The sequence below is a fragment of the Haloferula sargassicola genome, from assembly GCF_040362925.1.
GTDB classification, from domain to species: Bacteria; Verrucomicrobiota; Verrucomicrobiia; order Verrucomicrobiales; family Akkermansiaceae; genus Haloferula; species Haloferula sargassicola.
Window position 1 is genome coordinate 30,508 of record NZ_BAABRI010000029.1, and the last position, 21,021, is coordinate 51,528.

The following is a 21,021-nucleotide window of genomic DNA, read 5'->3' on the forward strand; positions in this document are numbered from 1 at the left end:
AATCAGACTTCGGCGGCGCGGGCGATGCGCAGCAAGGCCGCTTCGCCCAGATGCGGGCCGAGAATTTGCAGCCCGACCGGCAGCTCGGCAGCATCCGTCCCGACCGTTCCCGCAGGCACCGAGATGCCGCAGATGCCGGCCAGGTTGGCGGCGATGGTGAAGATGTCGGAAAGATACTCCTGCAGCGGGTCGTCGGCGTTCACCCCGATGCGCCGAGCCGGGGCGGGGGCCACCGGGGAAAGGATGGCGTCGACCTTTTCGAAGGCCTCGGTGAAATCGCGCCGGATCAGCGTGCGGACCTTCTGCGCGCGGTTGTAGTAGGCGTCATAGTAGCCGGAAGACAGCACGTAGGTGCCGAGCAGAATCCGCCGCTTCACCTCCGCGCCGAAGCCGTGCTCGCGCGAGTCGCGATAGACCTCCAGCAGGTCGCCCTCGCCTTTGCGGACGCCGTAGCGGATGCCATCGAAGCGCGACAGGTTCGACGACGCCTCGGCCGGGGCGATGATGTAGTAGGTGGCCACCGCGTGCTCGGTGTGCGGCAGGGAGATCTCGACGATTTCCGCGCCTGCCTTTTCCAGCTTGGAAACGGCGGCCATGACGGTGTCGCGGACTCCTGGGTCGATGCCCTCGCCGAAGTATTCCTTCGGCAGGCCGAGCTTCAGGCCGGCCACGCCTTGGTCGAGTGCGGCCAGGTAATCGGGCACCGGCGCGTCGAGCGAGGTCGAATCGCGCGGGTCGTACCCGGCGATCGCCTGCAGCACCATTGCCGCATCCTCGACGCTACGCGTCAGCGGGCCGATCTGGTCGAGCGACGACGCGAACGCCACCAGGCCGTAGCGCGAAACGCGACCGTAGGAAGGTTTCAGGCCGACCACCCCGCAGTGCGAGGCCGGCTGGCGGATCGAGCCTCCGGTGTCCGAGCCGAGCGCCGCGATCGCGAGGCCGGACGCCACCGCGGCTGCCGAGCCGCCCGATGAACCACCTGGGATGTGGTCGGCGGAGTGCGGGTTCACGGTTTTCCCCAGCGCCGAATTCTCGGTCGAGGACCCCATCGCGAACTCGTCCATGTTCATCCGCCCGAACGGCACCGCGCCGGCCGCCCGCAGGCGCTGGATCACGGTCGCATCGTAGGGCGAGGTGTAGCCGCCCTGCAGGAACTTCGAGCCGCAGGTGCAGGGCTGGCCGAGGACGTTGATGTTGTCCTTGATGCCGACCGGGATCCCGCCCAGCGGCAGGCTCAGGTCGGCGGCGGCGGCTGCCTTGCGAGCGTCCTCGAGGTCGTGGGAAAGGTAGGCCCCGAGGGCGCCGTGGCGGGTCTCGATCGACCCGGCGAGCTCGTCGATGATCTCGACGGCGGTGATTTCCCCGGCGCTCAGGCGCCGGCGGAGGGAGGTGATGGATGCTTGGGCGAGCGACATGGGTCGGAAAATCGGGGATCTCAGGCGTCGGCGATCACCTTCGGCACGCGGATCTGCTGCTGGGCCTGCTCGGGGGCGTTCTGGAGCACGGCCGCCACCGGCAGCGACTCGCCCGCCACGTCCTCGCGCATCACGTCATAGACCGGCACCGCGTGGGCGGTCGGGTCGATGCCTTCCACATCGATTTCGAGCAGGCTCTTCGCATGCTCCAGCACCGCATCCAGCTGCGGCTGGAAAACGGAGCATTCCTCATCGGTGAGGTGCAGCCGGGCAAGCCCGGCGACGTAGCGGACGTCGATATGATCGGTGGCCATCGGGCGGCGAGTAAACGCCCCTGCGACCGACCCCGCAAGGCTTTGGCGCACCCTCCCGGCCGGCCTGCTTCACCCGCAGCTTCCGGCTGCATGAGTGGGGCGGGCTTTTTTCGACGCGGAGACACAGAGAAAACCCAGGACACAAAGGATTTCGGAGAATCCCATCCGTCCGAATTCCTGGCTCTGTGACCTCCGTCTTCCTCCGTCCCTCCGTGGAGAACGAAGCCCGAAGCCTCCCCTCGAGCGCGCCCACCCCATAAAATTTTACACCCCGACCATCGCTCGCCTCCAGATTGAGATAACTGACTGATTGCCAATTCCAAGCCACGCCATGGATGTGTGCAAAACTCGCCAGATTACCAATTTGCCGCGCAAATCAGCGATTTGCCCGCCAAATTTGAAACTCGACCTAACGAATTAGTAATTTGGCCGCCGAATTTGAAATTCGGCTCATCGAATTTCAAATTTCCCGCGCAAATTAGTAATCTGGCGGAAAAATCAGTAATCTGGCGCGCAAATCGGTGATTTGCCGGATGGATTCGGCGTCTGCCGCGTCGATCGGAATTGCGCCGGGCAGGGGAGGGATCCGCGTCGCGGATTCGGAATTCGCGGGCGGTGCCGGAGGGCCGCCATGCTTCATCCATCCTGAAAAAGGCTTTCACCCGCCAACTCGTCGCGGATGAGCCGGCCGGCGAGTTGCTCAAACGCGACCAGGGGAGCGTTCCGAATCGACGCCGCCATGGACCGGCTTGATACCGAGATCGTGGCCACGGTTCACGCGGCCTGGAACAACCTGCTCCTTCTCGGACAAAAGCCGGATGAGGAAGCGATCGTCACCGAAGCCCGAGAAAACTGGCACCCGGACAAGCTGGAGATCGAGCGCGAGCGGTTTTTCGAAGCGATCGCCTGGATCGAGCAGAACGACGTACGTCCCTCGGGCAGCGGGTTTCCGGTTTGGTGTCGGAAACCCTGAACCCAAGCCTCGACGCCTATTCAGATGAACAAAAATGCTTGAGGAGGACGAGTTTGGGGAGGATGGTTCCGCGTCGGCTGCTGGAGACCTTGCTTTCCGAAACCCACCGTTCCAGTCCTCCCGCTAGGGACTTTTTCCTGAGCTCCCTTTCGTATGAACCTTACCTTTGCCCACCGCAAGGCGACCCAGGCGCTCAATTTCTTCGCCCGCAAGGAGGGTGGGAGGATGAACAAGCTGAAGGCGCTCAAGCTGGTCTATTTCGCGGACCGCTGCCACCTGCGTCGCTACGGCCGCCCGATCACCAACGACCGTTATCTGGCGATGGAATACGGGCCGGTGGCGTCGTCGTGCAAGGATCTGGCCGAGATGTCGGAGTTTCTCGGCAAGGAGGAGACCGCGTATGCGCAGCGTTTCCTTTCTCCGGCCGGCCACGACTACACTTCCGCGGCCGAAGTGGATGTGGACGAATTTTCCCAGACCGACCTGGAGGCACTCGAGTTCGCATGGATCCACTACGGGCGGCGGTCTCCATTCGACCTCGCGGACGAGACCCACAAGTTTCCGGAATGGAAACGGCACGAGGCGCGGTTTCAATCCCCCTACGAGTCCTGGGTTCCGATGGCCTACGGGGACTTTTTCGAAAATCCGCCGGAAGGGGTGGACCAGCTGCCGCCGTTGTCGCCGGACGAGCAGGCCGACCTGAGGGAGCAGCTGGAAGAGTTGCATTCGGTGGAGTCCCTGTGGCGCTAGGTGATGCAGGTTCCGTGGGAGCTCAGGATTTCGCTGAGGCAGGGACGGTCTACTACATGAGGGATCGCAGCCTGACGTCACTGGAGCCTCACTATTTCGTGGTGGTCAATGCCGACCCGCTCGGTGACCAGCTACTACTGCTGACGGTGGCGTCATCGCAGGTCGAGAAGGTCAAGCGACGGAGAAGTCGCGAGCCTGCGTCTACGGTCGTCGAGATCGGCGAGGCCGAGTATGCGGATTTCACCAAGGATTCGGTGATCGACTGCAACCAGGTGTTCACCAAGTCGCTGGCGGACCTTTGCTCGCAATGGGGCAGGAAGGAGATCGTGGCGAAGCTGGATCTTCCCGCCAGCCTGCTCGACAAGTTGCGGCTAGGAATCCGTGACAGCCGGTTGGTCTCCGAGGCCGACAAGCGGAAGATCTGCGGCGGAGAAACGACCGACACCAAGCCATGACGACCGACACCATCGTCTCCAAAGTCTGGAGCTTCTGCACCACCCTCCGTGACGACGGCGTGGGCTAAAGCGATTATCTGGAGCAGCTGACCTACCTGATCTTCCTCAAGATGGCCGACGAATACGGCCGCCCGCCCTACAACCGGGATGTCGGCGTGCCGGCCGCTTACAACTGGGACGCGCTCAAGAAGCTCAAGGGCGCGGAGAAGGTCACTACATCGAGACCCTACGCGAGCCGGGCAGCGAGAAGGGCATGCTCGGGCAGATTTTCACCAAGGCGCAGAACAAGATTCAGGATCCCGCCAAGCTCGCACGGCTCATCGCCATGGTCGATGATCCATCCGGATTTCCACTCTGTGACGTCCTGGCTCCTCGTCGCCGGTGTCGTTCCGGCTGTCCTTTCCGGTTGCTTCAGGGCGGGTCCGGAGGCATGAAGCCTTCAGCCCACGATGTCCGAAGCCAGCAGCACCAAATCCGATTTCATCCGCGAGATCATCGCCGCCGACCTGGCGAGCGGGAAGCACGAGACCACCGTCACCCGTTTCCCCCCCGAACCGAACGGCTACCTGCACATCGGCCACGCCAAGGCGATCTGCCTGAACTTCGGGATCGCCCGCGAGAACGCCGCCAGCGGCGCGCGCTGCCATCTGCGCTTCGACGACACCAATCCGTCGAAGGAAGAGGTCGAATACGTCCAGAGCATCAAGGAGGACGTGGCCTGGCTCGGCTTCGACTGGGGGGAGAACCTTTTTTTCGCCTCGGACTACTTCGAGTTTTTCCACGACTGCGCCGTGGCGCTGATCGAGAAGGGGCTGGCCTACGTCGACCAGCAGTCGGCCGAGGAAATCAAGAACACCCGCGGCACGCTGACCGAGCCGGGGAAAGCGTCGCCCTTCCGCGATCGCGGCGTGACCGAGAACCTCGAGCTCTTCGCCCGCATGCGGGCAGGGGAGTTCAAGGAGGGTGAGGCGGTGCTGCGGGCGAAGATCGACATGGCCGCGCCGAACGTGGTGATGCGCGACCCGGTGATCTATCGCGTGATGCACGCCCACCACCACAACACCGGCGACGCCTGGTGCATCTACCCGATGTATGACTTCGCCCACCCGCTGGAGGACGCCAAGGAGCACATCACGCACTCGCTGTGCACGCTGGAGTTCGAGATCCACCGGCCGTTCTACGACTGGGTGATCGAGCACTGCCCGGTGCCCGCCAAGCCGCGGCAGATCGAGTTCGCCCGCCTCAACCTGAACTACACGGTGATGAGCAAGCGCAAGCTGCTGACGCTGGTGAAGGAAGGCCACGTGAGCGGTTGGGACGATCCGCGCATGCCCACGCTCAGCGGCCTGCGCCGGCGCGGGGTGCCGGCGGCGGCGATCCGGAATTTCTGCGAAAGGATCGGCATCACCAAGTTCAACGGTGTCACGGACGTCGCGCTGCTCGAGTTCGAGATCCGCGACTACCTCAACAAGGAGGCTCCGCGCCGGATGGCGGTGCTGGATCCGGTGAAGCTGGTGCTCACGAACTACGACGAAGGTCGTAGCGAGGAGGTCGCCGTGCCGAACAATCCGGAAAAGCCGGAGGAGGGGAGTCGCCAGGTGAAGCTGACCCGCGAGCTGTGGATCGAGCGCGAGGATTTCATGGAGGACCCGCCGAAGAAGTTTTTCCGGCTGTTTCCCGGGGGCTACGTGCGCCTGCGCGGCGGTTACATCATCCACTGCACGGGCTTTCAGAAGGACGAGCACGGGAACATCACCGAGATCGAGTGCGAGTATCTGCCGGACACGATCGGCAAGGACGCGCCCGAGGGCGTGAAGTGCAAGGCGGCGATCCATTGGGTGTCGGCCGAGGCCGGGGTGCATGCCCGGGTGAGGCTCTACGACCGCTTGTTCACGGTGGAAAATCCCGACGCGGCGGAGGGCGGCTTTGTTTCCGTGCTGAATCCGGATTCGCTGCAAACGGTCCACGCATGGGTCGAACCGGCTTTGCTGGAGACCGCGCCGGAGGAGATCGTGCAGTTCGAGCGGCTCGGCTATTTCGTGGCCGACCGGCACGAGCACGTGCGCGGGGCCAAGCCGGTCTTCAACCGCACCGTCGCGCTGCGCGACTCGTGGAGCCGGAAATGAGGCCGCGCCGGCGGCTCATTCCAGCACGTCGGGATACGAGCCGAGGATCTTGACCAGCGAGCAGTGCTTTTCCAGCTCGCCCAGGGCTTCTTTCACGGCGTTGTCCTCGCAGTGGCCGGCGAGATCGACGTAGAAGACGTATTCCCAGTCCTTGCGCTTGGAGGGGCGTGACTCGATCTTCGACATGTTGATGTCGAAATGCTCGAAGGCCTGCAGGGCGCGGACCAGCGATCCGGGCCGGTCGTGGATGGCGAACAGCAGCGAGGTGCGGTCGTTGCCGGTGGGCGGGCAGGTCTTTTCGCCGATCACCAGGAAACGGGTGGTGTTGGTGGCGCGGTCCTGGATGCATTCCTCCAGCATCTGCAGGCCGTTCATTTCCGCCGCCAAAGCGCCACCGAGCGCCGCAGCGCCCTCGCCGGCCTTGTCGCGGGCGATCGCGGCCGCCTTGGTGGTGGAGGAAACCTCGACCAGATCGGCCTCGGGAAAATGGCGCAGGATCCAGGTGCGGCACTGCCCGAACACCTGCGGGTGGGAGTAGAGCGTCTTGATCTCTTCGCGCGGAATCGCGGCCATCAGGCCGTTCTCGATGCGCAGCAGAATCTGGGCGCAGATCTGGAGATGGGAGTCGACGAACAGGTCGAGCGTGTGGGAGACGGCGCCCTCGGTGGAGTTCTCGATCGGGACCACACCGTAGTCGGCACGACGTCGGCTCACTTGGTCGAAGACCTCGGCGAAATTCGCCTGGGCGGCGTATTCGACCGAGTGACCGAACTTCTTGATCGCGGCCTGGTGGGTCCAGGTGCCTTCGGGACCGAGGTAGGCAATCTTGAGGTCATCTTCCAGGGCCAGCGCGGCGGACATGATCTCGCGGTAGATCGCGCGGATCGATTTCTCGGGCAGGCGGCCGGAATTCATTTCCACCAGCTTGCGCAGGAGGGCCTCCTCGCGCTCCGGGGCGTAGATCTGGAGGTTGTCGCGTTTTTTCACCACGCCGACCTCGTGCACCAGGTCGGCGCGATCGGAGAGGAGCTGGAGGAGCTGGCGGTCGATGCGATCGATGTCGCGGCGGATGTCGTCGAGATTCACGGCGTGTCCTGGGAAGCTTCGGGGGTCTCGGCAGGGGCCTCGGGTGCGGCGTCCTTGCCGGCGGCCTTGAGGGCGAGCTGCTCCTCGGCGCTGGGGGCGGGTTTCGGTTCGTCTTCAGGCTCGGGCAGCTTGATCTTGCGCAGCTCGCCGGAGTTCGGGAGGTCATCGATCGAGCGGATCCCGAAGTGCTCGAAAAACAGCTCCGTCGTTTCGTAAAGCAGCGGTCGCCCGGGCAGCTCGGCGCGGCCGCCGATTCGGACTAGTTCGCGGTCGAGGAGTTTCTGCAGCATGCCATCGCACGACACGCCGCGGACGGCCTCGATGGCGGCCTTGGTGATGGGCTGGCGGTAGGCGATGATGGCCAGCGTTTCCATGGCGGGGGCGCTGAGGCGCTCGGGTCGGCGGCCGGGATAAAGATGGCGCACGAATTCGCCGTACTCGCCGCGGGTGAAGATCCGCCAGCCCTTGGCCCGCTCCGACAAGGTGAAGGCCCGGCCGTGCTCCAGATACTGGCGATTGAGTTCGCCGATGGCGGCCACCACGTCATCGGCCGAGACGGCGGCCAGCTTGACGAGCCACTCGGGCAGCTCGGGAGGCTGGTTGCCTTCCTCGATTTCACGGGCCCGCACGTCCTCGGCCTCGGCCACGCGGGCGCGCACGAGGCGGGCGATTTCCTCGGCGGGCAGCGCCTCGTCGGAGGCGGTCAGGAGGGCTTCTATGATGGACGGCAGTTCCATGGCGGGCGCGCAGCTTAGGGGGTGAACGCGGCAGTTCAAGCGCGCCGAGCCGGGGAGAGGAATCAGACGATGAAACTTTCCGCTTGCAGTGAAGGGATGCGGGCGCTAATCGACCGCGCCCCATTGGTAAGGGATGGCCCTTACGACTCATGCGCGGTGCGCATTTTCCGAATCGATTCACACCCATGCCTGCTAAGAAAGCTGCAAAGAAGGCGACGGCCAAGAAGGTCGCGAAAAAGGCAACGGCCAAGAGCTCCGGCGAAAACCCCAAGGCCAGCGGCGCGAAGCCGGCGGGAGCCACCAAGCTCAGCTCATTCATCACCAAGCAACGCCAGCGCCTCCTCGACCTGCGCGACGAACTGGTGGACGCCATGTCCGGCGTGACCGGTGAGATCCGCAACGGCCCGGAAGGCAGCGAGGCCTCCGGCAGCGGCATGCACCAGGGCGACGCCGGCAGCGATGCCTACGACCGCGACTTCGCGCTCAGCGTGTTGGCCAAGGAGCAGGACGCCCTCTACGAAATCGAGCAAGCCCTGCGTCGCATCGAGCGTGGCGTCTACGGCGTGTGCGAGATGTCCGGCGAGAAGATCCCGCAGGCCCGCCTCGAGGCGATTCCCTTCGCCCGCCTGACCGTCCAGTGCCAGGCCGACTGGGAAAAGGAATACGGCAACCAGCGCTTCCGCCCGAAGGGTGAGGTCGGCTTCAGCAATGGCCGGATCTCCGATGAGGACGATGATTCCGACTCGGTTTCGCTTGACGGCGACAATGATTGAACTAGTCTCCGCGCCCCTGCGACCCGCGAAATCTTTACGAACCTTTCCGATTCATGCCACGCGATATCATCATCCTTGAATGCACCGAGGCCCGTGCCGAGGGCAAATCCCCGTCGCGCTACGTGACGACCCGGAACAAGAAGAGCCTCCGGACGCCCGGCCGTCTCGAGAAGGTGAAGTTCAATCCGGCCCTGCAACGCCGCACCGTCCACCGCGAACTGCGCTAAAAAAAAGATCATGTCCGAACCGAAGACCGTCGAACGCCGGATCGCCTTCCGCAAGGCGAACCGCACCATGCCCCGCCGCCGTCTGGATATCCCGACGGATCAGGTGAACTACACCAATCCCGAGCTGCTTTCCAAGTTCACCTCGGATACCGGCAAGATCCTGCCCCGCCGCGTGACGGGCGTTTCCGCCAAGCTGCACCGCAAGATCACCCGGGAGATCAAGCGCTCACGCGCCGTCAACCTGATGCGCTGATCGGCGATTTCCGGAAACGGCCAACCGCTTTCCAAAGGCCCGTCCGCGTTCGCGCGAACGGGCTTTTTTTCTCCCTGATGAAGGAACTCAAGGATACCCAGAACGAGCGCGACGACCGCAACCTCGCCATCGACCGCGTGGGGGTGAAGGGACTGCGATTTCCGGTCGAGGTCCGCGACAAGGACGGCTCGACCCAGCGCTCCGTGGCCACCGTGGCGCTCGCCGTCGACCTGCCCGAGCACTACAAGGGCACCCACATGAGCCGCTTCGTTGAGGCGCTCAACGCCCACGGCGGCTGCCTGGACGTCCGCACCATGGCCTCGCTGCCCGCCGAGCTGCTCAAGCGCCTGGACGCCCGCAAGGCGCACGTCGAGTTTGAGTTCCCGTTCTTTCTCTCGAAACCCGCGCCGGTCACCCGCAAGCCCGGCCTCATGGACTACATCGTCCGCTTCGAGGTCGAGGCGGAAAAGGACGGCCCGGTGGACTTCATCGTGACCGTCATGGTCCCGGTCGCCACGCTTTGCCCGTGCTCGAAGCAGATCAGCGACCGCGGCGCCCACAACCAACGCGGCATCGTGACCTACTCGGTCCGCTTCCGCGAGCCGGTGTGGATCGAGGACCTGATCGCCCTCGTCGAGCGCTCGGCCAGCTGCGAACTCTACAGCCTGCTCAAGCGGCCGGACGAGAAGGCGGTGACCGAACGGGCCTACGACAACCCTGTTTTCGTCGAGGACCTGGTGCGCAACGTCGCCTCCCGCTCGAACGCGCACGAGGACATCCTCTGGTATCGGGTCGAGGCGGAGAACTTCGAGTCGATCCACAATCACCAGGCTTACGCGGTGATCGAGAAGCGGTGACCGGGGAAACGCGCAACGCTTGGCTCAGCGGAGAGCTCCTCCCCACATGCCGGCATTTGGCCGCTGAGGTGGGACCACGAGGTTGGCCTTTTTTTCAGGGCCTGGAGGACGGAGTGCCGTGGGGCTTGGTTGCCAACTCCCGCCGCCCATCCGATAGCGGCTTCGGTCCGTGGAACGAAGAGCCCGCGATCAGAAATCCGAGTTCGCGTTGACGCCGGCGCTGATGCGCGTCTCGGACTCGGGGTCGATGACCCGCAGACCGGGGCCCGAGTAGCGGTCGAGGCGTTCGTCCTGGATCCGATTTTGTTCGACGCTGTCGCGGGAGGTCGAGATGTCCGAGGCCTCGCGGGCGAGTTCTCCGCTGTCGAGGGGATCGGTGCCGTTGAGCGGTTGGCAGGAGGCGAGCGCCAGGGCGGCAAAAGGAAGGATGATGAGGATTTTCATGGTGGTGAGAGTCATGGGATGCGTTTCCAGGTGGCGGTGCGACCGAGAGCGGAGACGCCGAGGTAGCCGCGCATCTTGAGGGTATCGGCACCCTCGAGCCAGATATTGCCTTGGTAGGTCTTGCCCCTGCTGGAGTCGTAGACGGTGCCGCCGGTCCACTTGTCGCCGTCCTTCCAGAAGCCTTGGACGATGGTGAGCCCGATCAGCTTGCGGCTGCGCTTGGAGGCATCGGGGTTGTGGGTGTCGGTGGTGCGGGATTTGTCGGCGACACTTGTGAGGCGGCCGGTGAGTTTCCCATTTTCAATGGTGAGGCGGATCGTCGCTTGGCCATCGTCCTTTTTCCACAAGCCTTCAATGGGATCGGCGTGGAGCGGCAGGATGACGGCGGCGAGCAGGCCGAGGAGCAGGGTTTTCATGGGAATCCGCGGGTTCAGGGTTTGCGGAAGACCAGCAGGTAGTTTTGGGAAAGGCCTTCGACCTCGGGCTTGGACACGAAATCGAAGCCGGCGGCCTCGATTTCCTTACGGACGGTGCCCTCGCCGGCGCGGACATGCTCCATGACCCAGTCGCTGGATCGTCCCTCTTCCCGGATGAAATCGACCACCACCAGCCGGCCGCCGGATTTCAGGGTGCCGAGGATCGAGGCCAGCACCGGCTGCGGATATTCGAAATGGTGATAGGTATCGCAGATAAACGCCACATCGACCGATCGCGGGGGCAGGCTCACCGAATCCTCCGGGCAGAGGACGGTGGTGATGTTATGTTGTCCTTCCTCTTTGGCGCGGGCCTGGATGTGCTTGAGAAACGGCGGGTTGATCTCGACAGCGACCACCCAGCCTCCCGGGTTGACCTTTTCCGAGAAAATCCGGGTGTAGAGGCCGGTGCCGGCACCGATGTCGGCCACCACCATGCCGGGCCGCACGCCGCAGGCATCGGCGATCGCGTCGCGGGCCTCGAAGACCTCGCGGCTTTCGACCTCGAACCGCTTGAGCCACTCGCTGACGTCGAGGTTGGAGTCCAGGAATGCCTCATTGATGCCGGGCTTCACGCTCTGTAAAGGCCCCGCCTCCTCCGCGTGGAGGAGGCCCGCCAGGATTCCCAGCACCAGTATCCGGACCGCCTTCATTCCTTCTTTTTGGCGTCGAGGATCTTGTTCCACTCGTCGAGCTTGTCCTTCTCCGCGGCGAAGAGGGCGTCGGTGGAGTCGAGGATTTCGATGCTCTTGATCTTGTCGCCCTTGCCGTCGAATTTCACCTTCGGTTCGCCGGTGTCGAGCTTGCCGACGATGGACTTGACCACGTCGAGGCCCTTGGTGACCTCGCCAAAAGCCGAGTAGCCGCCATTGAGAAAGGGCGCGGGACCCATGGTGATGAAGAACTGCGAGCCGTTGGTGTCGGGTCCGGAATTGGCCATGGAAAAGATCCCGGCCTTGTTGTGGTTGAGAGCCGGGCTGATTTCGTTGTCGAACTGGTAGCCGGGGCCTCCGCGGCCGGTCTCGGTCGGGTCGCCGCCCTGGATCATGAAGCCATCGATGACCCGGTGAAAGGCGATGCCGTCGAAATAACCGCGCTTGGCGAGGTTGAGGAAGTTGGCAACGGTCATCGGAGCTTTGGAGGCGAACATGGTGGCCTCGATGGTGCCCTTGGTGGTCTCCATTTTGATGCGGATGTCTTGGAGTTCGTCTTTCCTGGCGTCCGGTTCGGCGTGGGCGAGGCCGGTGAAGCTGGCGAGGAGGGCGAGGGTGATCAGGGTTCTGCGTTTCATGGGGATCGATGGAGTTTCGGAAAAGGAGTGGGTTCAGGCGCTCTTGCCGGTGTCGCTTTCGGCATCGGGCCTGTGGGGAGGATCGGGCCGCTCGTCCACGACCACCGCCTCCATCTGGTCGGAAGGCACCCAGCCGCGGGTGTCGTTGGTGAAGGCGACGTAGGTCCAGTCACCCGCCGTCTGGAGCATGCGGCACAGCGAGCCGGCCGGCGCCTCGATGACCAAGGGTGCATTGCGGGCGGCATCGGTGCGGATGTCGGCGCGATCGACGATGATCACCCCCTGGGAGCGGACGTCGGCGAAGCGGGCGTCATCGGGGTAGTAGTGAAGGCCGAGCCAGCCGATGGCGGCGACCAGCGGAGCACCGGCCAGGGCGGCGATGCCGGCAACGCGAAGCCGCGCGCCGGGACGGGTCGCGGGAAATACCAGAAGGCCGAGCACGCCGAGCCAGGCCCCGACCCACAGCGAGTTCTCCCAGGTGCTCTTCGACACCTTGGCCAGCGCGTACTGGTAGTCGGGCCGGCGGATGCTGATCGAGCCGAATTTGCGTTCGAGGAAGCGCAGGTTCTGCTGGGACTCGGGATGGCTGCCGGCCTTCAGATTGGCGCGGCGCCAGTAAAGGGCGGCCTGACCGGGCGCGCCGAGCCGGTAGGCGGCGTTGCCGATGTTGTAGAGCGTGCCGGCCGGGAGCCGGTCCCACGGGGCCGATTGGAGCCACAGGTCGGCGGCCTCGGCGTATCGGGAATCATGATAGGCCTCTTCGGCGGAGTCGGGCTCTTCCGTTTCCGCGGCGCGGACCGGATGGACGAGGCCGAGGGCGGCGATGGCGAGCAGCACGGGCAGGGCGAGCTTGCGCAGGCCGCGCAGGATGCGCTGGCGTTCGCCGGAGGGCAGGGCGGAGGATGGCACATCCTTGGTGAAGCAAATTTCGTCCCGCCTGACGAGCACTTCGCGGGTGAGGGGGGAGTCGCTGTCACCCAGCCACTTTTCGATGAAGGCGCCAGCCCGCCGGTAGAAGGATTTCGGATCCTTGCCGGCGGCGGAGACTTCGCGCAGGGCCTGCCGGCGGGCCTGCTTGTCGGGATCGGTCCGCATTTTCGGTGCCAGCCGGATCTGCACGATGCGGATCAGTAGCAGGATGGCGAGCGCGAGCGGCACCAGCTGCCACCATGGGCGCGAGGCAAGACCCCAAAGCGAGCCGTGACCGCCGGCATTCGGAATGATGCCGAGGATGTCCGTCATTTCCTCCAGCGGCACCGGCTGGGCCGGCGGCACCATGGAGCCCTGGGTCGGCGAGCTGGTGGAGGGCACCACCTGCAGCGGGATCGCCACGCTGAGGAGCTGGCGGTATTCCTCCGCCTCGGGATCGAAATAGACGAAGCGGAAAGGAGGCACCTCCTCGGCCAGTCGTTCGGGCCGGAGGAACTGGCGAAAAACGGTGATGCCCGACATTTCCCGCCGCTCGGGGCTCTCGATGCGGCTCGGCGGATAGCTCTTCCAGCCCTCGTCATCGATCAACTCCGGTGGCTCGAGCGTGTCGAGATTGCCGCTGCCGGAGACGGTCAGCGACAGCGTGACCGGATCGCCCTCGCGGACTTCCGTTTCCTGCGCGGTCACCGACAGGTCGAACTGACCGACGGCGTTGGCGAAGCCTTCCGGAGCATCCTTGGGCAGCGGACGGGCCTGGAGGGCGATGCCATCCACTTCCAGGTTCACCGGCTGGTAGTAGCTGGACGAAAAGCGATTGGGCGCGGTCTGGACGGTGATCAGCCGCAGCTTCGCGGGCCCCAGCGTGACTCGCCCGTCGCGCAGCGGCGACAGCGTGCTGGGGTAGCTGACCGCGAAATAACGACCGCCGGCCAACTCCACGCGGCCGACCTGCGGCCTGGGCTCGAAGCGCCAGGCGGCCACGCCGTCGCGCTCGAACTCGGGCACGCCCCAGTCCTCGATGTTCTGGCTGGCCGGCACGTAGAGCTTCAGCTCCACGGGGATGACCTCGTTCACATAGGGCGCGTCATCGAGGGTGCGAAAGGCCGCCGAGTAGCGGAATTGACCGACGCCGGCCGTGACGGTTTTCCACTCCAGCTCGGTTTCGTGGGCCACGCGCAGCGTCACCGGCTCGGTGTTGATGATGCCGTTGCCGGTATCGATGGTGGTCGAAGGAATCGTGTAGTCGCCCGGCGTGTAACTCGCCAGGCGGAAGCGGAACGCATACTCATCCCGCCGTCCGAAGGAACCGCGGACCGGCAGCGCCGAGTAGCCGATCTGCTGGAGCACCAGGCCATCCACCACCGGGGCCTCGATCGAGGAGCGCGGGCTGACGCCGCTCGGCAGCCGGTACTCCAGCTCGGCCTCCTCGCCGCGGACCAGGAAATGACTGCTCAGCCGGGAGGTGACCGGCTCGGCGAGGGAAGTCGCGGATTGCAGCGTCCACAGCAGCAGGAGGAGGGTGAAATGTCTGATCATGGAGTTTTACCAATCTTTATCCGGTGGGGCGGGGCGGAAGCGGCCGGGGGACAGGGCGCCTTTCTGGAGGTCGGCGTTTTCCCGCAAAAGGCGCTCGGCGGCCTCCTTGGGAGTCTCGCCGGGGCGAGGTTCAGTCTCGCCCTTGTCATCCTTTCCGCCAGTGGATTCCTCCTCCGGTTCCTGATCACCGGGGCCTTTCTCGTCGCCCTTGTCTTCGAAGTCGCCGGGGTCGTGCTTTTCGTTGTTGCCCTTTCCCTGACCGCCGCCGCCGCCTTGGCCATTGCCTTTCCCATCGCCGCTACCCTCGCCCTCACCCTCTTCGCCCTCGCCCTGGCCGGGCATCGGCAGGGCCTGGATCTGCTGGGCGTTCTCCTCCACCTGCTGCATGATCTCCTGCAGCTTGCGGAGATAGGTCAGGGTCAGCTCGCGATTGTGACCGGCCTCCTCCAAGCCCGAGCTGCCGTGGTGTTTCACGGAGTCGATCCAATCGGTCAGCAGGTCGTTGAACATCCGCGAGCCGTCGGAGGTCTGGTCGGGTTCGTTGTCCTCGGTCATCCACTCGGACAGCCGCTGTTTGGCCATTTTTTCAAAACCGATCAATTCACCCACCGCATCGTCCTCCGGCGGATCGATGATCGCATCGGACAGCTTCTCGAACCCGCTCGGCGGCTTGGCGTCTTCCTCGTCCTCCTCCTTTTCCTCGGGTAATCCCGGATAGCGCGGCCCGCCGGACAGCCGCGCCCAGCCGATCTCGAACAACGTGTTGCCGAGCCCGTGATGAGCGGCATCGCGCACCGCCACCTGCTTCGAACGCAGCGCCTCGCTGAAGGCGTGGCGGGCGGTCGGCCAGTCGCCCGCGCGGTAGGCGGCCGTGCCCTCGGCCAGCCGGTAGGAGAGCGACCTCTCGTGGTCCGGGGCTTCGCCGGCCAGTTCGCCGAAGGCCTTGGCCGCTTCGCTGAAACGTCCGTTTTCAAGGGCATTTCGAGCTTCGTTGAAGTTTGCGGCCCGGACCTTGCCGCTCAGGGAAAAGAAGGCCACGGCGGCGGTGAGCAGCGCCGTGACGTGATGCAGGCTGCGCCAGCGGGTGCCGGCGAAGACCGAAGCCATCAGCACCAGGATGGCCGGCAGCAGCGCCCACTGGAAGTAGTCCGCCATCACCGTCGTGCGACGTTCCTTCAGCTGGACCTGGTCGAGATCGCTGACCGCGGCTTGCACCATGGCCGGAATATCGGAGCCGGAGGTGGCGATGGCAAATCTTCCGCCCGTGACGCTGGCCACGCGCTTGAGCGGACCGGGCTCCAGCTTGCTGAGCACGCGGTTGCCGCCACGGTCGCGGAAATAGCCGTCCGACTGGGCGGGATCCGGCACGTAATCGCCGGCCGAGGTGCCGAAGCCGATCGTGATGACCTGGATGCCGGCCGCCTTGGCGTCCGCGGCGAGGTCGCCGATGCGGCCTTCGTGCTCTTCACCATCGGTCATCAGGATCAGCGCGTTCTGCCGGGTGCCGGTCTTCTTGAGGGTCTCGATGGCCATCTCCAGCCCGCTGGCCAGATTCGAGCCGCCGGTCGGGATCCAGTCGGTGTCCAGCTCGCTCACGGTGTCGCGCACGGCGGCATGATCGACCGTGAGAGGGGCGAACAGGTAGGGCGTGCCGGCAAAGCCCACCAGGCCGATGCGGTCGTTGGGCAGCGCATCCAGCAGCTCGTAGCACATCGCCTTGGCCTGGGTCAGCCGGTCGGGCTTGAGGTCGGCCGTCTTCATGCTGCGGGAGAGATCGAGCGCGAACAGGATATTGCGGCCGAGCACCGATTCGGTCTGCGTGCCGGCATCGCTCTGCGGCCGGGCCAGGGCCACCGCCAGCAGCGCCAACGCCAACTGGGCCAGGCCGAAGGAAACCCAGCGCGGCACCGGATTTCCCCGCAGCAGCAGCCGCTGGCGCAACCGCGCCGCCACGAAGGGCGCCCACTGTTTCCCGCGCAGGCGCGAAATGATCGCCGCCAGGGTGACCAGCACGGGCACCAGCAGGATCAGCAGCAGCCAGAAGGGTTGGGCGAAATGAATCATGGCGCGGGAGGTGGCGACAGGGCCATGCCGAGGGCCCCGAACAGCACCAGCAGGAACGAGACCGCGGCGAACCCGGGGTAAAGCTCGGTATCCTCGACGATGATGTGGGACTTGGCCTCGGATTTTTCAAGGCGGTCGATGGTCTGAAAAGTATCCGCCAGCTCCGCCAGGTTCTGAGCCCAGTAGTGCTCGCCCCCGGTCAGGGCGGCGATTTCCTTGAGCGTCGGCAGGTCGAATTCCTGGCGGGGAAATTTTTGAATGCCCCGTGACACGCGGCCTTCCTTGGTGCCGATGGCCACGGTGTAGATCTTGATGCCGAGCGTCTTCGCGTGCCCGGCAGCCTCCAGCGGCGAGAGCTTGCCGGAATTCGAGGCGCCATCGGTGATCAGGACGATGATCTTCGATTTCGAGTCGCGGGCATCGAGCTTCGAGGCCGAGGCCGCGATGGCCGACCCGATCGCCGTGCCCTGTTCTTCCAGGATCTCCAGCCGCACCTCGGCCAGCTTTTCGAGCAGCCATTCGTGATCGAGCGTGATCGGCCCGGAAATGTAGGGCTGGCCGGAGTAGATCACGAGGCCGATGCGGTCGTCCGGACGGCCCTCGATGAAGTCCTTCACCACGCCCTTGGCCGCATCGAGCCGCTTCAACGGCATGCCTTGGTAGAAGAAGTCGTCGATGCTCATCGAAAGCGAAACATCGAGCGCCACCACGATGTCGATGCCGCTGGCGGACTTTGACTGCAGCGTATTCCGCCACACCGGCCGGGCCATGGCCAGGATGGCCGGCACCAGAGCCACCAGGAACCACGGCAAGCCGATGGAAAGGGCGGTTTTCCGAACCTTGGCCCCAAGGCTGGCGAGGATGCCGAGGTAGGAGAAACGCACGGCCGATTCCGATCCGCGGCCCCGCCGGAGGAGGAGCAGGATCAGGCAGGGCAGGAACAGGAACAGCCACTGCGGCTGCGCGAATCGGAAGTGGGTCAGGAAATCGTTCATGCCGTCGTTCATGCCGGGCGCGCGCGGTGGATTTCCTCAAGCATCGCCATCGCGGAGGTGGCGATCTCGGGCGACGAGCCGTCGCGGGGCTGATCGTATTTCAGGGTGGAAAGCTCGGTCAAATAGGAGGCCACCTTCGGCCGTAGCTCGGTGGGCAGCTCGCGCAAGGCTTCCTCGCGGGCGATGAATTCCTCCTGCGTCTCGAACAAGGACGGATCGCCCGAGGCCTCGGCCAGGTAGGCTCGCAGGGCCGAGGAAGCCTCGAGCACTGCGTCGTGAAAATCGTCGGGCAGGGCTTTCAGCCGGGCGACCGCACGCCGATACGCCATGGCCTCCGCGGACTCGCCGGCGGGGGCCTTTTTCGGCCGGCGGACGATGGCGATGACCAGCCCGGCCAAGCCCGCCAGAACCAGCGCGATCGCCAGCCACATCCACCACGGCAGCACCCAGTCCGGCAGGAAAGGGTCGACCGGAGCGAGGTCGCGGAGTTGGAGGGCATCGTCGTCCATCGGGCAATCAGCGCGTGCGTTTGCGGGCGCGTTTCTTCAAAAGGTGGTGCAGGTCGCGCAGGCGGTCGCGGTCGGTGGTCAGCACGGCCTGATCGATGCCGTGCTTGCGGCACAGGCGGGCGATGCCTTCGCGATGCCGGCGCATGAGCTTCTCGTAGCCCATGCGGAGGTTGGCGTTGTTGGTGTTCACGCGCACTTCGCCGCCGGTTTCGGGGTCGATCAAAACCACCTTGCCGGCGCGCGGCAGCTTTTCCTCCAGCGGGTCGAGGATCTGCAGCGCCAGCGTCTCGTGCTTGCGGGCCAGCTTGCCGAGCGGCTTGTCGAGGCCGTCGGAAAAGAAATCGGACATCAGGAACACCACCGCCCGGCGGCGCAGCGTGCGGATCAGGAAATCGCAGGCGGCGGTCACGGAAGTGCCGGGATTTTCCGGCCGGGCGACCAGGATTTCCCTCACCATCCGCAGCAAGTGGCGGTTGCCCTTGGCTGGTGGCACAAAGACCAGCGGCTTGTCGGCGAAAACCAGGCAGCCGACCTTGTCGCCATTGCCCAGCGCGCTGAAACCCAGAATGGCCGCAGCCTCCGCCGCGGCCTCGCGCTTGCTGAAGTGCACGCTGCCGTAGTCCGAAGAACCGGAGACATCGACCGCCAGGATCACCGACAGCTCGCGCTCCTCGCGGAACTTGCGGATGAAGGGCTGGTTCATCCGCGCCGTCACGTTCCAGTCGATGAAACGGATCTCGTCCCCGTGCTGGTATTCCCGGAAATCGTCGAAATCGAGGCCCTGGCCGCGGAACGAGGACTGATACTCGCCGGCGAACGACTCGCGCACGAGCCGCTTGGCCTTGAGCTCCAGCTTGCGCACGCGCTCGAGGACTTCCTCGATCTCTTTTTCAGTCGGGTTCATTCGGGAAAGATGCGAGACGGCGAGACCCAAGACTCAAGATGGAAGAGCCGACCGGGAGAGACCACTCGGGAGGTCTCAAGTCTTGCGTCTTGAGTCTTGGTGTCTTGAGTCTTCACGGCACCGGCACCTTGCTGAGGATGCGGTCGAGGATGTGGTCGGTGGTGATTTCCTCGGCCTCGGCCTCGTAGCTGAGAAGGATCCGGTGGCGCAGGACGTCGTGGGCCATGTCCTTCACGTCCTGCGGGCTCACGAAGGCGCGGCCGGTGCTGAAGGCGCGGGCGCGGGCGGTCAGGGCCAGGTTGATGGTTCCCCGCGGCGAGGCACCGGCGCGGATGAGGTGCTTGAGGCCCGGATCGACCTTGGCCGGCTGGCGGGTGGCGCGGATGAGGTCCACGATGTATTCGCGCACGGCGGGATCGATGTAGATCTCGTTCACCAGTTTCCGCGAAGCGGCGACCTGCTCGGGCGTGGCCACGGTCTGGGTCTGGTAAACCGGTGCCGAGGTGGCCATGCGGTCGAGCACGGCGAGCTCCTCGTCCTTGGTCGGGTAGCCGACGGAAACTTTGAGAAGGAAGCGGTCGAGCTGGGCCTCGGGCAGCTGGTAGGTGCCCTCCTGATCGATCGGGTTCTGCGTGGCCAGCACCAGGAAAGGCTCGGGCAGGCGGTGGGTCTTGTCGCCGAGCGTGACCTGGCGCTCCTGCATCGCCTCCAGCAGCGCCGACTGCACCTTGGCCGGCGCGCGGTTGATTTCGTCGGCGAGGATCAGGTTGTTGAAGATCGGGCCGAGCTTGGCGGAAAACGAAACCGACTGGGGGTTGTAGACCATGGTGCCGATCAGGTCGGCCGGCAGCAGGTCGGGCGTGAACTGAAAGCGCGCGAAGGTGGCGTGGAGCGAGCCGGACAAAGCCTTGACCGCCAGCGTTTTCGCCAAGCCGGGCACGCCCTCGAGCAGGATGTGGCCGTTGCACAGCAGACCCACGATGAGCCGATCCACCAGCGCTTCCTGGCCGACCAGCACCTTGGCCATCTCGCTTTTGACGTCGTGGATCCAGCCACTGCTGGCGGCGATCTGTTCCTGGAGTTCTTCGGTCGTCATGATCGTTTGTTAAGGCGCAGCATGGCACCGCATTCTGTTAGCGCCAGTGGGAATCCGTGCTTGTGCCCGGCTAAGCGCACCGGCTGCAGCCTCATGTTTCTAAAACGGGAGGAAACGGCGAAACGACCGGTCATTTTTCGGCCGATTCCCGTCGCAGTGCCTCAACCGGGCCGCCTGACCCGCCATGGCAGGGCTTCGCCGGAAACGGGCGGCAACCCCGAGCGCGCGGACTGGCGCTGTTCGGCGATGGCCCGAGGCCCACCACGTTTCGGGCAATAGCAGGACAAACCCGAATCACCCTTGGATCCAGGCGGCGATCTTGGCGTCGTCGTCGCCCGCCTTCCACACCTCCCTCAGGAAGTCGGCGGGATGGATGCCGCCGTTTTCCCGCAGGAACTTCCGATCGCCGCCGCAGCCGAACATGAGGTCGGGATCGAGCTCGCCGCGAAGCTTGGCGCGAGCCTTGGCCAGGATCCGGGGCAGGTAGTGGATGCCCTCCAAGTGGTCGCCGAAGGTGGGGATGTTGTCCGCGCTGACCGTCGGCTGGGCGAACTCGCCGCCCATGACGACATGGAAGTACTCGCGCCGGATGGATGCCACCAGAAGGGCGGTGGTGGGCGACGGTTGGTCCTCGTCACAGAAATCTTCAACGAAGTCGAAGAACTCCCGCTTGCGGTGTCCGATCGTGCGGAGGAACTCCAGATCCTCGTCGTCGTAGTAGGTCTCGAAATCGCGCTCACCGCGGCGGTAGCGGTTCACACAGCGGGAAAAAAGGTCGAGGAAGTAGTCGTTCCAATGCATGCAGGCGGT

23 protein-coding genes and 1 pseudogene are annotated in these 21,021 nt (G+C 64.8%); 9 read left to right on the forward strand and 15 right to left on the reverse strand.

From position 1 onward, the window contains the following. Nucleotides 1-2: 2 nt before the first annotated feature. Together gatA and gatC are read right to left on the reverse strand one after the other, a co-directional pair. Nucleotides 3-1,418 (reverse strand): Asp-tRNA(Asn)/Glu-tRNA(Gln) amidotransferase subunit GatA, encoded by a 1,416-nt coding sequence (gatA, locus tag ABXH26_RS19050; RefSeq protein ID WP_353568695.1) that lies wholly within the window; start codon nt 1,416-1,418, stop codon nt 3-5. A 20-nt stretch (nt 1,419-1,438) separates the two neighbouring features. After that, a complete protein-coding gene (gatC, locus tag ABXH26_RS19055) occupies nt 1,439-1,732 on the reverse strand; it encodes an Asp-tRNA(Asn)/Glu-tRNA(Gln) amidotransferase subunit GatC (RefSeq protein WP_353568696.1) in 294 nt (97 codons plus the stop codon). Nucleotides 1,733-2,471: 739 nt separating this feature from the next. Between gatC and ABXH26_RS19060 the strand changes: the two genes are divergently transcribed. The 5 genes and pseudogenes from ABXH26_RS19060 (at nt 2,472) to ABXH26_RS19080 (ending at nt 6,036) form a co-directional block, all read left to right on the forward strand. Then, entirely contained in the window at nt 2,472-2,705 is a 234-nt protein-coding gene (locus ABXH26_RS19060; RefSeq protein ID WP_353568697.1) for a hypothetical protein, read from the forward strand. Nucleotides 2,706-2,858: 153 nt separating this feature from the next. Next, a complete protein-coding gene (locus ABXH26_RS19065) occupies nt 2,859-3,455 on the forward strand; it encodes a Panacea domain-containing protein (protein WP_353568698.1) in 597 nt (198 codons plus the stop codon). A gap of 56 nt (nt 3,456-3,511) precedes the next feature. After that, on the forward strand, nt 3,512-3,910 hold the full coding sequence (locus tag ABXH26_RS19070; RefSeq protein WP_353568699.1) for a hypothetical protein: 399 nt from the start codon (nt 3,512-3,514) through the stop codon (nt 3,908-3,910). Beyond that, nucleotides 3,907-4,247 (forward strand): annotated as a pseudogene (locus tag ABXH26_RS19075) (type I restriction-modification system subunit M N-terminal domain-containing protein); the annotation flags it as partial. The gene ABXH26_RS19070 and the pseudogene ABXH26_RS19075, both read left to right, overlap by 4 nt. 112 nt (nt 4,248-4,359) lie before the next feature. Then, entirely contained in the window at nt 4,360-6,036 is a 1,677-nt protein-coding gene (locus tag ABXH26_RS19080) for a glutamine--tRNA ligase/YqeY domain fusion protein (RefSeq protein WP_353568700.1), read from the forward strand. A gap of 15 nt (nt 6,037-6,051) precedes the next feature. Here the strand turns inward: ABXH26_RS19080 and pheA are convergent, their stop codons facing one another. Further along, nucleotides 6,052-7,122: a prephenate dehydratase gene (gene pheA / locus ABXH26_RS19085; RefSeq protein ID WP_353568701.1), complete on the reverse strand. Its 1,071-nt coding sequence runs from the start codon at nt 7,120-7,122 to the stop codon at nt 6,052-6,054. Further along, entirely contained in the window at nt 7,119-7,859 is a 741-nt protein-coding gene (gene scpB, locus ABXH26_RS19090) for an SMC-Scp complex subunit ScpB (protein ID WP_353568702.1), read from the reverse strand. The genes pheA and scpB overlap by 4 nt, the downstream gene beginning before the upstream one ends. A 185-nt stretch (nt 7,860-8,044) precedes the next feature. On the opposite strand from scpB, the gene ABXH26_RS19095 reads away from it, so the two are divergent. From ABXH26_RS19095 to folE2, 4 genes are all read left to right on the forward strand, one after another. After that, a complete protein-coding gene (locus tag ABXH26_RS19095; RefSeq protein WP_353568703.1) occupies nt 8,045-8,632 on the forward strand; it encodes a TraR/DksA family transcriptional regulator in 588 nt (195 codons plus the stop codon). A 53-nt stretch (nt 8,633-8,685) separates the two neighbouring features. Then, nucleotides 8,686-8,859, forward strand: a complete 174-nt coding sequence (gene rpmG / locus ABXH26_RS19100; RefSeq protein WP_353568704.1) for a 50S ribosomal protein L33 — start codon at nt 8,686-8,688, stop codon at nt 8,857-8,859. A 10-nt stretch (nt 8,860-8,869) separates the two neighbouring features. Next, on the forward strand, nt 8,870-9,112 hold the full coding sequence (rpsR, locus tag ABXH26_RS19105) for a 30S ribosomal protein S18 (protein ID WP_353568705.1): 243 nt from the start codon (nt 8,870-8,872) through the stop codon (nt 9,110-9,112). Between the two features lie 77 nt (nt 9,113-9,189). After that, a complete protein-coding gene (gene folE2, locus ABXH26_RS19110; protein WP_353568706.1) occupies nt 9,190-9,969 on the forward strand; it encodes a GTP cyclohydrolase FolE2 in 780 nt (259 codons plus the stop codon). A gap of 189 nt (nt 9,970-10,158) precedes the next feature. Here the strand turns inward: folE2 and ABXH26_RS19115 are convergent, their stop codons facing one another. The 11 genes from ABXH26_RS19115 to ABXH26_RS19165 form a co-directional block, all read right to left on the reverse strand. Then, nucleotides 10,159-10,413, reverse strand: coding sequence for a hypothetical protein (locus tag ABXH26_RS19115; RefSeq protein WP_353568707.1), 255 nt, complete (start codon nt 10,411-10,413; stop codon nt 10,159-10,161). 11 nt (nt 10,414-10,424) lie between these two features. After that, a complete protein-coding gene (locus ABXH26_RS19120) occupies nt 10,425-10,829 on the reverse strand; it encodes a DUF2147 domain-containing protein (protein WP_353568708.1) in 405 nt (134 codons plus the stop codon). Nucleotides 10,830-10,843: 14 nt separating this feature from the next. After that, the gene (locus ABXH26_RS19125) at nt 10,844-11,539 is read right to left on the reverse strand and encodes a class I SAM-dependent methyltransferase (protein WP_353568709.1); all 696 of its coding nucleotides are present in this window, start codon (nt 11,537-11,539) and stop codon (nt 10,844-10,846) included. Then, nucleotides 11,536-12,177, reverse strand: coding sequence for a peptidylprolyl isomerase (locus tag ABXH26_RS19130; RefSeq protein WP_353568710.1), 642 nt, complete (start codon nt 12,175-12,177; stop codon nt 11,536-11,538). The genes ABXH26_RS19125 and ABXH26_RS19130 overlap by 4 nt, the downstream gene beginning before the upstream one ends. Nucleotides 12,178-12,210: 33 nt before the next feature. Continuing rightward, on the reverse strand, nt 12,211-14,643 hold the full coding sequence (locus ABXH26_RS19135) for a BatD family protein (protein WP_353568711.1): 2,433 nt from the start codon (nt 14,641-14,643) through the stop codon (nt 12,211-12,213). A 6-nt stretch (nt 14,644-14,649) separates the two neighbouring features. Continuing rightward, nucleotides 14,650-16,707 carry a vWA domain-containing protein gene (locus tag ABXH26_RS19140; protein ID WP_353568712.1) on the reverse strand — a complete coding sequence of 686 codons (2,058 nt, stop codon included), beginning with the start codon at nt 16,705-16,707 and terminating at the stop codon, nt 14,650-14,652. Then, nucleotides 16,704-17,702, reverse strand: coding sequence for a VWA domain-containing protein (locus ABXH26_RS19145; protein ID WP_353568713.1), 999 nt, complete (start codon nt 17,700-17,702; stop codon nt 16,704-16,706). Before ABXH26_RS19145 ends, ABXH26_RS19140 begins: the two co-directional genes overlap by 4 nt. Before the next feature lie 8 nt (nt 17,703-17,710). Then, on the reverse strand, nt 17,711-18,211 hold the full coding sequence (locus ABXH26_RS19150) for a hypothetical protein (RefSeq protein WP_353568714.1): 501 nt from the start codon (nt 18,209-18,211) through the stop codon (nt 17,711-17,713). A 7-nt stretch (nt 18,212-18,218) separates the two neighbouring features. Continuing rightward, on the reverse strand, nt 18,219-19,115 hold the full coding sequence (locus ABXH26_RS19155; RefSeq protein ID WP_353568715.1) for a DUF58 domain-containing protein: 897 nt from the start codon (nt 19,113-19,115) through the stop codon (nt 18,219-18,221). 112 nt (nt 19,116-19,227) lie between these two features. Next, nucleotides 19,228-20,211 carry an AAA family ATPase gene (locus ABXH26_RS19160; protein WP_353568716.1) on the reverse strand — a complete coding sequence of 328 codons (984 nt, stop codon included), beginning with the start codon at nt 20,209-20,211 and terminating at the stop codon, nt 19,228-19,230. A 294-nt stretch (nt 20,212-20,505) separates the two neighbouring features. After that, nucleotides 20,506-21,012: a DUF5069 domain-containing protein gene (locus tag ABXH26_RS19165; RefSeq protein WP_353568717.1), complete on the reverse strand. Its 507-nt coding sequence runs from the start codon at nt 21,010-21,012 to the stop codon at nt 20,506-20,508. Between the last annotated feature and the right edge of the window lie 9 nt (nt 21,013-21,021).